The following is a 15,441-nucleotide window of genomic DNA, read 5'->3' on the forward strand; positions in this document are numbered from 1 at the left end:
GAGTAAACAAGCCCTTAAGTTATTAGCTGTCAGTTTGAAGTGAAACAGCTTTCATTATACTTGTCTGGTTCTTAATCATTACGCTATGCGTCACTAAACGGCTGACGGACTAAAGTCCGACCTACAAAACAATCGCCTAAATCTACATTATCACCCGTAAGCTCGATGTAGGTTGGACTTTAGTCCATCAAGTTAAATGAAATTTAACTGTTTTCGCATAAATGCGAACGACAAATAATAATGCCAACTGCAAATGTTTGTTACCCCATTTCGTTAATAGCCCGCTATACAGCTGACGGACTAAAGTCCGACCTACAAAATTATGCTATTGTGCCTTGAAATTAACCTCCTAATTAAAGTGTGTCGGCAGCAAAATCAATTGGTTTGATATAACTTTACATTCATTAACATAAAGATTAACCGCGCTTACTTGCCTTTCGATGCTACCAAAGGTATAAAGCGGGTTGATTAATAAAACTTTTAATTTATCTGAGCACGTTCAACCCGATATATATTCATGTTGAAACAATAATAATTTTAAACCGTGTTTGGTATTACCTATCGAGGATTTTATATGAGTACCCCAAATTCAGAGGCTTTTTATGGCCATCCAGGCGGATTAAAAACACTTTTCGTCACAGAAATGTGGGAACGCATGAGTTATTACGGCATGCGCGCCTTGCTTGTTCTTTTTATGACCGCAACCTTACAAGAAGGCGGCTTAGCATTAACTATTGCATCGGCAACCGCTATTTATGGTTTATATACGGGTACCGTCTATTTTATGGGCTTGCCAGGCGGTTGGATAGCAGACAGATTACTGGGTGGGCAAAGAGCGGTTTGGTATGGCGGCATTATCATCATGTTTGGCCACATAGTTTTAGCTATCCCAAATGACAAAACATTCTTTATTGGTTTGATCTTAGTTATTTTAGGTACGGGTTTATTAAAGCCTAATATTGGCGCTATGGTTGGCCAATTATATAGTGAAAATGATAAGCGCCGTGATAGTGGTTATGCTATTTATTACATGGGCATTAACTTAGGTTCTTTCATTGGCTATTTAGTTTGTGGTTATTTAGCTTCAGATTTTGGTTGGCATTATGCCTTTGGTGCAGCCGCAATAGGCATGGCAGCAGGCCTTATTCAATATAAAATTACCACACCAAAATTAGAAGGTGTTGGCGCAAAACCGGTTGCACCTTTATCAGCAAAAGGTCAACGCACTAGCTGGATAATTATAGCCGCTTCGCTAGTCGCCATTGCAGTGGTCACTGTTTTAACCTTTGAAGGTATTGTGGTGATAGACCCTATTGCCACAGCACAATATGTCGCAATAGCATTTACCTTAATTTTTGTTATTTATTATGCCATTATTTACTTTTTTAGTGACTTAACCGGCAATGAAAAGAAAAAACTTTGGGCACTATTATTAATTTGTATTGCCTCAGCTTTTTTCTGGTCTGGCTTTGAACAAGCCGGCTCATCATTAAACTTATTCGCTCGTGATTACACTGACCGTATGATAGGTTCGTTTGAAATTCCAACGGCATGGTTTCAGTTTTCTAATGCTATGTTTATTGTTTTGCTATCACCTTTTTTCGCCGCATTTTGGATTAAATTAGGTCAAAGAATGGTTACACCGGCATACGGCATTAAATGTGCTGTTGGCTTAATTATTATGGCCAGTGGCTTTATCGTGATGTTTTTTGCCGCACAATATGCAGCGAGTGGCTTACAAGTTGCGCCCGGTTGGTTAATTACCACTTACTTTTTACACACAGTGGGTGAGTTATGCTTAAGTCCTATCGCCTTAAGTGCCGTAAGTAAATTATCACCGAGAAGATTTGCTGGCCAAATGATGGGTGTATTTGTTTTAACCTATTCAATTGGTAATATTATTTCTGGTTTGCTTGCTGGTAATTACGATCCAAACAACGTTGAACAAATTCCAGCCTTATATATTCAAATCAGTCTATTTAGTATTGGTATTGGTATTATTATTTTACTCATTGGCTTGAAATCTAGATTCTGGGAAGCGCTAGAAACAGAAGAAGATGACACTTCATCGCCAGTTAAAGGTAAAAGCACAACATCTACTGCATAATTATTTTGAATAATTAACAGTAAAAATAGCCAACTAGATGTTGGCTATTTTTTTGTCTATGAAAATTGTTTAAGCTGTCAGTAAAAGAAATGTTTAAGCTATCAGTAAAAGAAATGTTTAAGCTATCAGTAAAAGAAAATAGCTGTCAGCTTTCAGTAAAATATTAGAGTTCTTGGTTGATGGTTGAGCAAACGTTCTGTCGGCCGAACTTCAGTCTGTCAAAGGGACTGATTAAGATAGTTAATGCTTAAAACCTGTTGGACTAAAGTCCAACCTACATCGGGCCTACATAGAGCCTAAAAGTGATAATGTAAATGTTAAGCGATTGTTTTGTAGGTCGGACTTTAGTCCGTCAACCTTAAAGCGAATACAAAACCTAGTGGCATAAAACCAAACAGACAAATAAACTAAAAGCTATTTTCTTTAAATCTGACAGCTAAAAACTTCAAACTGAAAGCTGCCTTTTGAAACTTGTTGGACTAAAGTCCAACCTACATCGGGCCTAAAGGTGATAATGTAAATGTTAAGCAATTGTTTTGTAGGTCGGACTTTAGTCCGTCAACTGTTAAGCAAACAATTAACAAGATGGCAAACAGCTATCTGCAGCGCCTTATTTTTTGTCGTTCGCATTTATGCGATGCCTCCACAGCGCACACATACCCTAATGAGAAAACGCTATTGATGATGTCTACACGAAATGAAATAAGAAAATCACTTAGGACTAAACGCCAAAGTCTTAGTGAGGTTGAGCAACAACAGTTCTCCGATGATTTACTCATTCAACTCAGTGCCCGTAGAGATGTGCTAGCGGCAAAAAATATTGCGCTTTATTTAGCCAATGACAGTGAGCTTGATGCTATGCCCTTTATAAAATGGTGTTGGCAAAACAACAAAAAGACCTACTTACCTGTTATTCATCCTTTTAGTCATGGGCAGTTATTGTTTCTCCATTATGATGAAAACAGTGTCATGAAAAAAAATAACTATGGCATTTTAGAACCTAAACTTGACGTGCGTTTGATTAAAACTATTGGCGAAATAGATATTATTTTTACCCCCTTGGTTGCGTTTGACCCATTAGGTAATCGTTTAGGCATGGGCGGCGGATTCTACGATAGAACCTTAGCATCATGGTATCAACAATACCGCCATCAGAATCAACCGCTTAACGTTGCACCAAGCAAGTTAACAAAGCCTTATCCAATAGGCTTAGCGCATGACATCCAATTAATAGACGCTATTCCCGCACAACTGTGGGATATTCCGCTACCTGAAATTATTACGCCAACAAGACAATATAAGTTTGATAGCCATAAATAAAATCTGATTAATTCGATACGCTTGTTATAATACTGACCATAGATAGTTAAGAGATAGCTGTCAGTTTTTAGCTTTCAGCTTTCAGTGAGTTACAAAGACATAGTTAAGAGATAGCTGTTAGTTTTTAGCTCTCAGCTTTCAGTAAGTTACTACAGACATAGTTAAAATATAGCTCGAAAACTTCTTTTGATTTATAACTACATCTTACTGAATGCTAATCACTTATTACTTTTAACTGATCACTATATTGTACTGACAGCTGACCGCTTAAAACTGAAAGCTAACCACTGATTACTATATTTTACAGAAAGCTTACAACTGATAGCTATCTCTTACTGATAGCTAATTTTTTTATTTAAAACAGGCCTATTATGACTCAAGATGACATGAAAAAAGCGGCAGCAATAAAAGCCCTAGACTATATCGAAGCAGATACCATTGTTGGTGTCGGTACTGGCTCAACGGTAAATCATTTTATCGACGCCCTTGCTACCATTAAAGATAAAGTTATTGGCGTAGTATCAAGCTCTGAAGGCTCAACTGAGCGTTTAAAATCATATGGTATTGAAGTGTTTGATCTTAATAACGTTGACGGCATTGATGTTTATGTTGATGGCGCTGATGAAATTAGCCCTCACCTGCATATGATCAAAGGTGGCGGTGCTGCCCTTACCCGCGAAAAAATTGTTGCTGCGGTGGCAAAAACCTTCATTTGTATCGCCGATGACACTAAGCAAGTGCCTATGTTAGGTCGTTTTCCATTGCCGGTAGAAGTGATCCCAATGGCGCGCAGTTATGTTGCCAGAGAGCTAGTGAAATTAGGTGGTGATCCGGTTTATCGCCAAGGGGTTATTACCGACAACGGCAATGTTATTCTTGATGTGCATAACTTAAAAATAATGGACCCTAAAGCATTAGAAAATAGCATTAACGCTATTGCTGGTGTTGTGACTAATGGCTTGTTTGCTAATCGTCCAGCAAATGTCTTAATTATCGGCAGTGCAGAGGGTACAAAAATAATAAAATAACACTTTAGAGTTTATACCCTATATGGTATTTTAGGTATCTAGCCATCTAAAAGCTTATTTGAAATATATTTAAGTACATCAATGTTTGATCGAGAGAAGATAAACTATCATGAGCAACAATTCACTAGCAAAAGACAAGATTAAGATACTACTTCTAGAAGGTGTTCACCAGAGCGCCCTTGAAGAGCTGAAAAATAAAGGCTATTCAAATATTGAATATATTAAAGCCTCACTTTCAGAAGCAGAGCTAATTAAGAAAATTGCCGACGTGCATTTTGTTGGTATACGTTCTCGCACTGACTTAAATAAAAATGTTTTAAGCCACGCTAAAAAGCTGGTTGCTATTGGTTGCTTCTGTATTGGTACCAATCAAGTAGACAAAGCCGCAGCACAATCATTTGGTATCCCAGTATTTAACGCGCCATTTTCAAATACCCGTTCGGTTGCTGAGTTAGTATTGGGCGAAACATTATTATTATTACGTGGTATTCCAGAAAAAAGTGCCCAAGCACATCGTGGTGTTTGGAATAAGTCAGCTACGGGTTCAGTTGAAGCCAGAGGCAAAACCTTAGGTATTATCGGTTATGGTCATATTGGTATGCAACTTGGCATACTAGCCGAAACTTTAGGGATGAAAGTTCGCTTTTTTGATATTGAAACTAAACTGCCTTTAGGTAATGCCAGCCAAGCGCCAACTATGACTTCATTATTGAAAGAAGCGGATGTTATTAGTTTGCATGTACCTGAAACGCCACAAACCAAAAATATGATGGGTGCGGCAGAATTTGAGGTCATGAAACAGGGTGTTATCTTTATTAATGCTTCGCGCGGCACTGTTGTTGATATTGACGCCTTAGCCGAGGCCTTAACCAGTAAAAAAGTGGCTGGTGCAGCAATTGACGTATTCCCAGTTGAACCTAAAAGTAATGACGATGAGTTTTTTAGCCCGTTACGTGCCTTTGATAACGTGATTTTAACGCCACATATTGGTGGCAGTACGAAAGAAGCGCAAGAAAATATTGGCCTTGAAGTAGCCAGTAAACTGGCTAAATATTCAGACAATGGTTCAACATTATCTGCCGTTAATTTTCCTGAAGTATCCTTACCTGGCCATCTTGGCACCAGTCGTTTATTACACATTCACCACAATAGACCTGGGGTGTTAACGCAAATCAACCAAATGTTTGCCAAACTTAATATCAATATTGCCGCTCAGTATTTACAAACCGCTGACCAAATTGGCTATGTAGTTATTGATATTGAAGCTGAAAATGGCAAGTTAGCCTTAAAAGAATTAAAACAGATTGATGCAACAATCAGAGTAAGATTATTAAACTAATATCACTGCTGATTTGAAAAACTAAAAAGCCAAAGAATATTTTCTTTGGCTTTTTTATTTCTGCTACAGTTTACGTTATATCACACTATGTTAAGTGCCTAACTTGGCAAGAAAAATACCGATTTACCATGACTCACCGTAAAAATTTACTCACCTCACAGCGACTTGCCTCACAGCTTCTTGACCCCAGACTTGCTATACTTTATGCAGATAAAAGGCAGTAAAAACTGCCCTTTAACACTGCCCTGTTCTTGCGCTAACCAGCGCAGTAACTAATTGAGTAAGTAAGCTCTAAGTTCAGCAAAGTCGGTTGAACTTGTGGTTGATAAAATGGTTTCACTCGCACAATCGGCAAGCTCTTTTGGCAAGCCTATCGGTTGTCCTAAGGTACTTTCAACAATATCTTTAAATTTCGCTGGATGCGCGGTACCCAAAAATACACCAAATTCAGTATCAAGGGCATTATATTGCAGCGCTCTATAAGCAACCGCGGCATGAGGTTCACTGATGTAGCCAAGTTTAGCCAGTTGGATCATCGCCATTTGTGTTTGCTCTTCATCAATTGATACTGAAGTGACACAATCTTGCTCAACTAATCCCGCTTTTAACATATGTTCTATACGTGGCCAATTATTGGGGTTACTCACATCCATAGCATTAGAAATAGTTGCTACTGTTTCATTAGGTGTCCATTCGCCGGTTTTTAAATAGCGAGGCACGGTATCATTGGCATTTGTGGCGGCAATAAAACGCTTAATAGGTAAACCTAAGGCTTTAGCAAAAAGTCCTGCGGTAAGGTTACCAAAATTACCACTGGGAATAGCAAAAACAATATCGCTAAGTGCATCAGTGCCTTTTTGACGATAAAGTTGTGCAACCGCTTCAAAGTAATAACAAATTTGTGCCAACAAACGACTAATATTAATCGAGTTAGCTGAGTTTAAGCCAATAGCCTCTTTAAGCTCTTGATCATCAAAAGACTGCTTAACAAGCGCCTGACAATCGTCAAACGTGCCTTCTACCGCAATAGTACGAATATTACCGCCTAAGGTAGTAAACATTTTTTCCTGTAATAAACTTATTTTTCCTTTCGGATATAAGATCACGACATCAATGTTGTCAATACCGTGAAAAGCATGTGCTACAGCAGCGCCAGTATCACCAGAGGTTGCGGTTAAAATAGTGACTTTTTTACCCTCACCAAACGCTTGTAAACATTTGGCCATAAAGCGAGCACCAAAATCTTTAAACGCCAGTGTCGGTCCATGAAATAATTCTAGTATGGCTCTACGTTCACTAATAGGCTGTATTTGCGCTGGAAAATTAAAGGCGTCAGTAACAATTTCAGTTAACTGCTCTTCGGTTAAATCTTCACTAACAAAAGGGTAAAGTACTTTAACGCTACGCTCAACCATCGGCAGCGCAAGTAAGGCTTCAATATCATCAAAGCGGGGGATTTCTTCTGGAAAAAACAGGCCCTGATTACGCCCTAAGCCTTGCTTTACCGCGCCAGCAAAACTGACTCGTTCATCGTTTTCTTTTAAATTATAAAATTTCACACTCAATTCCTATATAGGGTTTAATCTCGAGGTTTAAAGCAACAGATAGCATTGCGCTTTAAGGTAAACTCACTGCACCTTGAGTATCAGCTTGGCAAACATGAACAAATCCTTCACTGCTGCCGTTAGCTGATGTTTGTAAATAATTGTCGTTTAACCAAGCAGCAAATTCTGTTGCTTTTGCTAGATCGTCTGTGACACAAAAAAGTGTTGGCCCTGAGCCAGAAATGCCAACCGCCAAACAGCCCTGTTGTGTTAAATAACTTGCCGCTTCGCTGTAGCCAGGTAAAATTGATTTTCGATAAGGCTCAGCAACCACATCAGTCAATACGGCAAAGGCTTGCGCTTTATCACCGCGATGACAAGCATCAACAAATGTGGCGAAATTCTGCCCAAAACTGATCAAGTCAGCACGAGAATAAGCGTTTGGTAATATCTCTCTTGCTGCTTTGGTTGATATTTCAATGCCTGGGTATGCCATGACAAAATAACAATCTTGAAATGGCGGTAAATTACGGGCAATGATATCGTGGTCGGGCACCATTAGCTGCATACCCCCTAAAAAACATGGTGCAACATTGTCGTAGTGAAGACTACCACTAATTTGTGCTTCCATCTTTCCCATCATTTTTAACAGCGCTTGCTTTGAAAAGCTAAACTGATGGTACTTTTCATAAAAAGCATTTAAACCGGCAATGGCTGCCACCACTGAACAAGCGCTAGAGCCTAATCCGCTGCCCACTGGCATACGTTTATCTAAGCTTATTTTTACTTCAACACTCGCCTGTTTACTGGCAAATAATTCTTTATTAAACAAGAGTAAACACTGCCAAACAATATTTAGCTTAACATCACTGGGTAACTTATGTGCAAAATCACCGGTAACCGTTAATTGATCGCCGTCATTACTAGGGCTAACCGTCACTACATCACCCAATAATGTGCCATCAATGGGTTTAACCGCTAAACCTAAAACATCAAAACCGACATTAACGTTGCCAATTGAAGCAGGTGCAAATACTGAAACGCTCATTAGTGTTGTTGCTCCCATGCTAATGTTCTTAATAAATCACCAAAAACACCGGCAGCAGTTACCGCAGCGCCAGCACCATAACCCCGTAAAACGAAAGGTAATGGTTGATAATAGCGGCTATGAATCGCTAAAGCGTTTTCGCCATCTTTAACACTATATAAAGGATGTTCTTTACCAACAGCTTCGATAGTCACCTGACATTTCCCTTCAACGATGTTACCAATATACCTAAGTACTTTGCCATCCGCTTTTGCGAGATTAATTCGCTCAGCAAAGGCCTGATCTAAGGTAGGTAAATTGCTCATAAAGGTGGCTACGTCGCCACTAGCGTCAAATGAGTTAGCCAACACTGGCTCTATTTCAATGTCATCTAGTTCTAACGCCATACCGGCTTCTCTGGCCATAATAAGCAATTTACGCGCTACGTCCATACCGCTCAGGTCATCGCGCGGATCAGGTTCAGTAAAGCCTTGTTCTTTGGCTAAATTGGTTGCTTGAGATAAGGTCATGCCCTCATCAAGTTTACCAAATATATAGGATAAAGAGCCTGATAATATCCCTTCAAAGCGCACCAGTTCATCACCGGCTTTCAGTAAGTTTTGTAAGGTATCAATCACAGGTAAACCTGCGCCAACGGTCGTTTCATATAAAAATCGACGGTTGGTTTTTTGTGCTGCTGTTCGTAATGCTTGATAATACTGCCAAGAATCGGTGTTGGCTTTCTTATTGGGCGTTACCACATTAAAGCCTGCTTCTAAGTAATCCACATATTGCAACGCGAGTGCTTCATTAGATGTACAATCAACTAATACAGGGTTAATTAAATGATTTTGACGCACAAAGTTTTTAATGTTTTCAACATTAACCGCCACAGGTTGTTGCCTTAAGTTTTCCTGCCAATTTGCCGCATCGATACCTTCACTGTTAAATACCATGCCTTTACTATTAGCCAAACCATAGACTCTTAGTGAGATATTGTCTGTGGTCAGTTTTGCCTGTTGGCGCGCTATTTGCGCAAGTAACTCACTACCTACCACACCACAGCCAACTAAAAATACATCGATAGATTTTTTGTGTGAGAAAAAGTTTTGATGACTCACTTTCATGGCATCAGTGCACTTTCTACTTTCGATAACGACAGAAATACTACGCTCTGACGAGTCTTGCGCAATCGCCACCACATTGACTCTGGCTTGTGCCAGTGAAGCGAAAAATTTTGCCGCCACACCTTGCTGATGATTCATGCCATCGCCAACTAACGACACAATCGACATTTCAGGGGTTAATGATAACGGCTCTAGTAAACCGTTTAACAATTCCAATTCAAATTCTTCTTGTAGACTGCGCTCTGCTTTAACGGCATCAGAAGAGTAAATACAAAAACTAATACAATATTCGCTTGAAGATTGACTAATTAAAATTAAAGAAACATTTTCACGACTCATAGTAGCAAAAACTCGACTTGCCATACCTACCATGCCTTTCATACCTGGGCCGGAAACATTCACCATGGTTAAGTCATCTAGGTTTGAAATCGCTTTAACCCGCTTTTGCTGATCATTTTCATTAGCAATTAAGGTGCCTGGCGCGTCAGGATTACCGGTATTTTTAATTAAACAAGGGATATGGTACTGGGCAATCGGTCCAATCGTTTTAGGGTGTAAAACACTGGCGCCAAAATAAGACAGCTCCATCGCTTCTTGGTAGGATAAATAATCTAATAATTGCGCTTCTTTGATTAAGCGAGGATCGGCATTATAAACGCCGTCAACATCCGTCCAAATTTCGCAATACTCGGCGTCACTACAAACCGCTAATACGGCTGCAGAATAGTCTGAGCCATTGCGGCCTAAGGTGGTTATATTGCCAAGGCTGTCCACACCAATAAAACCAGGCATAAGCGCAATGGTATTGAGTTCGTTATATACATGTTGAAACTTTTCTTTACATAACACCAAGTCAGCCACGGCATTCATAGCCACATCATTAGTACGTAAAAACTTTTCGGGTTCAATAATACTCACTTCAATGGCGTCAACTGACAGTACCGATTGCAACAAGGCTACACTTAAGCGCTCACCAATACTGATAATACGCGCACGTATATGTTCAGGACAAAATGACAGTAATGTGGCGCCATGCAAATATCGACTTAACTGGTGTTCCCAAGTGGCTAGTACTTGCTCGCTATGTAGAGGACAAAAACTGGGCAATGTTGCCGATAAGTCGTTAATAATATTTTCAATTGCGTGTTTAAAATGCAGTAAGTCACTTTGCAACTTTTCTTCATTGGAAATATTCTCTGCCATCGCTACAAGATGATTAGTGACGCCCTGAGGCGCAGAGACAACAATAGCAAGGCTAGAAGACTTACTTTTATTTTTGATGATATTTGCCACTTCAATAAAGCGCTGAGCTGAAGCCAAAGAGGAACCACCAAATTTTAATACACGCATTTTTACTCCTAAATCCTAAAACAAAAAAAGCCCGTAACCTTATAGGTCACGGGCTTTATAAAATTGACAAATTCTACACGTCAGCCGATGACCACCATTCCGGTGAGGGTGGTAGTAATAATAATAATAATTCGGCTAAGTAGAATATTCATAGGCTATAAAATGCCTGATATGGGTTTTTCTGTCAACTGATTTTTATGAATAAAAAAAACTAATATATGTATAAAAGTAAGGTGGATTGAATATTTTTATACATATATTCATCTAACAGCCCTATTTTTAATTAAGTACCTGTTATTAGTCTGACATTTTTGTACTTAATAAAGGTTATCTTAAGCGACTCATCTAGTCTGCAATACTGCTTTTGTTGGCGACACAAAAACTGACTTTACAATGGGGTAACACGCGATAATTTACACTGAAATAATTTTCCCCTGCTTAGCAATAACAGAAAAACACCCTAAGCAATAATTTGATTTTTGCCACCTTAACTAAAGCAGGTTCCCACAGTAAACAATTAACATCATGATATTGTCCCGCTTGCCTTTAAAATGAAAACTTGTCTCAGTCGAAAAAAAGTATAGTCACTACAGCGCTGTATTTAAACGACTACGACCACTGTAGATAGGCTTGGTGTTGTTGCACCCAACGCTTGGCACTTTGATATTCTGGATAATGCTCGGCCACTAATTGCCAAAATTTTGTCGAGTGATTCATGTGTTCTAAATGAGACAATTCATGAATAATAACGTAGTCAATCACCCAAGTAGGCAGCATTTTCAATAAATAATTAAAACTCAATTCGCCGCGGCTATTACAACTTCCCCAACGTGCTTTATATTTTCTCACTTTAAATGACGAGGCATGCAGCGACATTTGTTGTGAAAAAATCACAAGATTATGCTCAATGTAGTCTTCAACACTGGCTTTAAACCAAGATTCGATTTGCGATTTTATTTTTGTGCTAACAATAGCTGAGTTTAAAGCGTGGGATTTATAGCGAGGGTTAAGCACTACGGTTAAACTTTGTGCTAACTTATTGTGCATAACATTTTTCTGACCAAAATCAATCAGTACGCTATGAGGCAAACCATCAATATATAGGCTTGGATGCTTACCTAGCGTTTCATCAGAAAATTGCAGCGTAAAATGAGGGCTCAGCACTATACTTTCTTTTTGCTCGGCCACCTTTTGCTGCAACCACGGCAATTTAGCTTGTATAAGCTGCTCAACATAAGTTGTTTTAACAAACCTTGGCGCTCTAACAATAACTTTTGCGTTACTGACTTGTAACGCAATAGTCTTTCGGCGCGAACTACGTATCAGCTGATATTCCAAAACGCTACCCTAAGACATCAACTTATATCAAGTTAAGTGGGTGTCTTTATTAGTCAACTTGCGATAAACAATACTGTCATATTATAGTCATATGATGGCCATATGATAACTCAGTAAACTTTAGCTCAGAAGAGTAAAGTTATTCATAAGTTACTTTCACGCCTACCGGTATTGAAACCGTTGCTAAGCGGCGTCAGATTTAGCTTTACTACTCGCTTTAACGCCAGCTGCTTTAGGTTTTTTTACTGACTCAGTTGTAGCTTTAACGCTATCAGCTTCAACAGTGTCATTAGCTAACTCTAATGTGTCTTTCGTCTTTTTTGGACTGCTGCCAGCGGATTTTTTACTGACGACTTTAGCTTTTTTTGCCTGTAACGCAACAAGTACCTCTTCACGGTTTTGCGCTAAATAAACACTCAGTTCTTCACGGATACTTTCTGAAAGCTCGACCGGTGCTTGTTCAAAAATCTCAGATAAACCATCTGCAATATCAAGCATTTTGTCGTATTCATCTGCGGCTCTTTTATCCATGAATGTTTCTACCTCTACAGCTTTTCTTATGACGACATATCGACTTTCAACTGCCATTATTATCCCTTAATTAACTATTATTTAACTATTTACCAAACTCGACTCATTGCTATGATGCAGTAAGATCATGCATATACCAGCACCATAGTAGCAACAACTGTATATATTAACAGCATCATACCCTGATTACTTTAAATTACCAAAGGCTATTATTAACCCACACTATTTCATCTTGGCTATCGTACGATATATGACCTTACTATTATGACCTTACTATGCGTTAATATTTATCACAAGCTCAACAAGTGTAAAGCCCGATATTGAAAAATCAAGGTGAATTTGAAGTGATGACACTTAAGTGATGACAGTAAGAGCTATGCTTTAGAAATGATAGTTTGGTGACTAACCAGGTACTCAAATTTGCCACTGAGTACCTAGTTAGTCACCTGGATATGCTAGGGAAACAGTCTTATTTTAATTCTTTAACCCTAAAAGTACGGCCTTTTAACTTACCATGGGTTAATTTATTTAACGCTTTTTTAATCACCATTTTATCTACAGCGACATAGGCCCAATTTGCGCCTAGTTGGATTTTACCTACTTGCTCAAAGGTTATGCCGTTTTCACCGGTCAATGCACCGACGATATCGCCTGGTCGCACTTTTTGCTTTTTACCGCCGTCGATTTGTATTGTCGTCATTTTTGGCGTAAATATACTGCGCTCTAAAGCATCACTACTGGGCAATTCTTCGCCTTCAATGCTGCGCTCTAAGTAATCTTCTAACAAGCCAATTTTATAGCTGTCTTTTTTATTAAATAAAGAAAAAGCATAACCCGTGCTGCCTGCACGACCAGTGCGGCCAATACGGTGAATATGAACTTCACTGTCGTGGGCAATATGATAATTAAATACCGCATCAAGCGCTTCAATATCTAAGCCACGAGCGGCAACGTCAGTCGCCACCAGTATTGAGGCACTTTTATTCGAAAAACGTACTAAGGTTTGATCTCGGTCTCTTTGCTCTAAATCACCATGTAGGGCGACAACACCAAAACCATAAGCCGCCAATTTATTAGCCACACTCTGGGTTTCTACTTTGGTATTACAAAATATTACGCTCGACTCAGGCTGATGCGTTAACAGCAGTAAACGAATCGCCATTAGGCGATCTTCATCACTTTCTACCTGATAAAAGTGCTGTGAAATAGTGCTACTTTCATGGCTTGATTCTACTTTTATCACGGCTGGTGTTTGCAAATAGCTATTGGCTATTTTTTGAATTTGTTGTGCAAAGGTAGCGCTGAACAATAAGGTTTGTCTTTGCTGAGGCATTTTAGCCACAATGTTATCTAAAGCTGCTTGAAAACCCATATCAAGCATACGGTCGGCTTCATCTAACACTAAGGTGTCAACATGCTCTAATGACAAGGTGCCACGGCCTAAATGATCTTCGATTCGCCCTGGTGTGCCAACAATAATATGTGCGCCATGTTCCAATGAACCCACTTGCGGGCCAAACGGTGTACCACCACATAACGTTAGCACTTTAATGTTATGCACAGCTCTTGCTAGCTTTCTAATTTCTTTCGCTACTTGGTCGGCCAATTCGCGTGTCGGGCAAAGTACTAAGGTTTGAATTCTAAACTTTTTAACTTGTAGTTTATTCAAAAGGCCAAGACCAAATGCGGCTGTTTTACCAGAGCCGGTTTTACCTTGGGCAATAACATCTTGTCCCGCTAAAATAGCTGGTAGGCTTTTCGCTTGTATTTCTGTCATCTCATGGTAACCCATTGATGAAAGGTTTTCTAAAAGTGCCGGTTGCAAGCTAAGTGATGAAAATTTGCTGTCGCTCAACGTAAAGTCCTAAGGTAAAAAATAATTGTCGCTATTTTACACGCTTTCGCTCAGGCAAACACAGCTTTAGACAATTAAATTATTAACCACTGGGCAGCTGACAAAAAGTAGCATTAGTTAGCCAACAAATGCATTAGCATAGTGGCAAAAGCTTGCGGTGATTCTAATGGTAACATGTGGCCAGTATGGGGGATTTCTTTTAACACGATATGACTCGCGCCGTGCAGCGCTTGTTTTAATGAAGCAAGATCAACTAAGTTATCCGCATCGCCCACCAGCAAGGTAATAGGTAAGGATAATCGAGCTAAACCAGGCAATAAGTTGGGCCTATGCATAGAAATTCTGAGTTGATGCAATAAGACATCAACACCCAACGTGCGGTCCATAGCAACGATGATTTGCTTTATATCTTGATAACCTTGTCGATTAAGTTGCTTAATCTCTGGGTGTAATAAGTCATCAACACGCTTATCTGGAATACCACAATAACCGCGCTGGCTTATCAAATCAGTAGTACGTTTACGTTGCTTAATTTCGGCTATGGGTAAATTTTTCGGAAAATTAGACACTATCAGTAAGTGTTTAAGTTTATTCTCGAGCTTTAACGCTATGGCACTCGCAATATAACCGCCTAATGAAAAACCCACTAATATCGCCTTATGTGCAACGATTTTGTCTGACAAAGCATTCACCACTTCGTCCATACAACCGGTATTTGGGATCACCAAAGAGATTAATTGGTGATCTTCATGACATTGCTCTTGTAGCCGCTGCCATACAGGCAACCACAAATGCTCATCGCACATAGTACCGGGAATAAAGTAAATAGTTTGTGACACTTTTATCCCTTGTAGGTTTTTTTGAGTGCTACTTTG

General features: G+C 39.3%; 11 protein-coding genes. 4 read left to right on the forward strand and 7 right to left on the reverse strand.

The window, feature by feature from the left end; translation table 11 throughout:
* Nucleotides 1-574 precede the first annotated feature (574 nt).
* From H4J65_RS13330 to serA, 4 genes are all read left to right on the forward strand, one after another.
* On the forward strand, nucleotides 575-2,107 hold the full coding sequence (locus tag H4J65_RS13330; protein ID WP_182138247.1) for a peptide MFS transporter: 1,533 nt from the start codon (nucleotides 575-577) through the stop codon (nucleotides 2,105-2,107).
* A 681-nt stretch (nucleotides 2,108-2,788) separates the two neighbouring features.
* Entirely contained in the window at nucleotides 2,789-3,427 is a 639-nt protein-coding gene (locus H4J65_RS13335) for a 5-formyltetrahydrofolate cyclo-ligase (protein ID WP_182198511.1), read from the forward strand.
* A 371-nt stretch (nucleotides 3,428-3,798) separates the two neighbouring features.
* Complete coding sequence (rpiA, locus tag H4J65_RS13340; RefSeq protein ID WP_182198512.1) at nucleotides 3,799-4,455, forward strand: ribose-5-phosphate isomerase RpiA; 657 nt, start codon at nucleotides 3,799-3,801, stop codon at nucleotides 4,453-4,455.
* 109 nt (nucleotides 4,456-4,564) lie between these two features.
* The gene (gene serA / locus H4J65_RS13345) at nucleotides 4,565-5,794 is read left to right on the forward strand and encodes a phosphoglycerate dehydrogenase (protein ID WP_182138245.1); all 1,230 of its coding nucleotides are present in this window, start codon (nucleotides 4,565-4,567) and stop codon (nucleotides 5,792-5,794) included.
* A gap of 272 nt (nucleotides 5,795-6,066) precedes the next feature.
* Here serA and thrC read toward each other — a convergent pair whose 3' ends face one another.
* From thrC to H4J65_RS13380, 7 genes are all read right to left on the reverse strand, one after another.
* Nucleotides 6,067-7,353, reverse strand: coding sequence for a threonine synthase (gene thrC, locus H4J65_RS13350; protein WP_182198513.1), 1,287 nt, complete (start codon nucleotides 7,351-7,353; stop codon nucleotides 6,067-6,069).
* Nucleotides 7,354-7,411: 58 nt separating this feature from the next.
* Nucleotides 7,412-8,386 carry a homoserine kinase gene (gene thrB, locus H4J65_RS13355; RefSeq protein WP_182198514.1) on the reverse strand — a complete coding sequence of 325 codons (975 nt, stop codon included), beginning with the start codon at nucleotides 8,384-8,386 and terminating at the stop codon, nucleotides 7,412-7,414.
* Nucleotides 8,386-10,842, reverse strand: a complete 2,457-nt coding sequence (thrA, locus tag H4J65_RS13360) for a bifunctional aspartate kinase/homoserine dehydrogenase I (RefSeq protein ID WP_182198515.1) — start codon at nucleotides 10,840-10,842, stop codon at nucleotides 8,386-8,388. Before thrA ends, thrB begins: the two co-directional genes overlap by 1 nt.
* Before the next feature lie 609 nt (nucleotides 10,843-11,451).
* Nucleotides 11,452-12,180 (reverse strand): M48 family metallopeptidase, encoded by a 729-nt coding sequence (locus H4J65_RS13365; RefSeq protein ID WP_182198516.1) that lies wholly within the window; start codon nucleotides 12,178-12,180, stop codon nucleotides 11,452-11,454.
* 183 nt (nucleotides 12,181-12,363) lie between these two features.
* Entirely contained in the window at nucleotides 12,364-12,768 is a 405-nt protein-coding gene (locus H4J65_RS13370) for a YebG family protein (protein ID WP_182198517.1), read from the reverse strand.
* A 412-nt stretch (nucleotides 12,769-13,180) separates the two neighbouring features.
* A complete protein-coding gene (dbpA, locus tag H4J65_RS13375; protein WP_182198518.1) occupies nucleotides 13,181-14,566 on the reverse strand; it encodes an ATP-dependent RNA helicase DbpA in 1,386 nt (461 codons plus the stop codon).
* 113 nt (nucleotides 14,567-14,679) lie between these two features.
* Nucleotides 14,680-15,405 (reverse strand): alpha/beta fold hydrolase, encoded by a 726-nt coding sequence (locus H4J65_RS13380; protein ID WP_182198519.1) that lies wholly within the window; start codon nucleotides 15,403-15,405, stop codon nucleotides 14,680-14,682.
* Nucleotides 15,406-15,441 lie beyond the last annotated feature (36 nt).

The organism is Colwellia sp. MB02u-9 (genome assembly GCF_014077085.1).
In the GTDB taxonomy this organism is placed as follows: Bacteria; Pseudomonadota; Gammaproteobacteria; order Enterobacterales; family Alteromonadaceae; genus Cognaticolwellia.

Bases quoted from the DNA above. Each gene is read 5' to 3' on its own strand.
- H4J65_RS13330 (WP_182138247.1), top strand. From the start codon at position 575: ATGAGTACCCCAAATTCAGAGGCTTTTTATGGCCATCCAGGCGGATTA.
- H4J65_RS13335 (WP_182198511.1), top strand. From the start codon at position 2,789: ATGATGTCTACACGAAATGAAATAAGAAAATCACTTAGGACTAAACGC.
- rpiA (WP_182198512.1), top strand. From the start codon at position 3,799: ATGACTCAAGATGACATGAAAAAAGCGGCAGCAATAAAAGCCCTAGAC.
- serA (WP_182138245.1), top strand. From the start codon at position 4,565: ATGAGCAACAATTCACTAGCAAAAGACAAGATTAAGATACTACTTCTA.
- thrB (WP_182198514.1), bottom strand. From the start codon at position 8,386: ATGAGCGTTTCAGTATTTGCACCTGCTTCAATTGGCAACGTTAATGTC.
- thrA (WP_182198515.1), bottom strand. From the start codon at position 10,842: ATGCGTGTATTAAAATTTGGTGGTTCCTCTTTGGCTTCAGCTCAGCGC.
- H4J65_RS13370 (WP_182198517.1), bottom strand. From the start codon at position 12,768: ATGGCAGTTGAAAGTCGATATGTCGTCATAAGAAAAGCTGTAGAGGTA.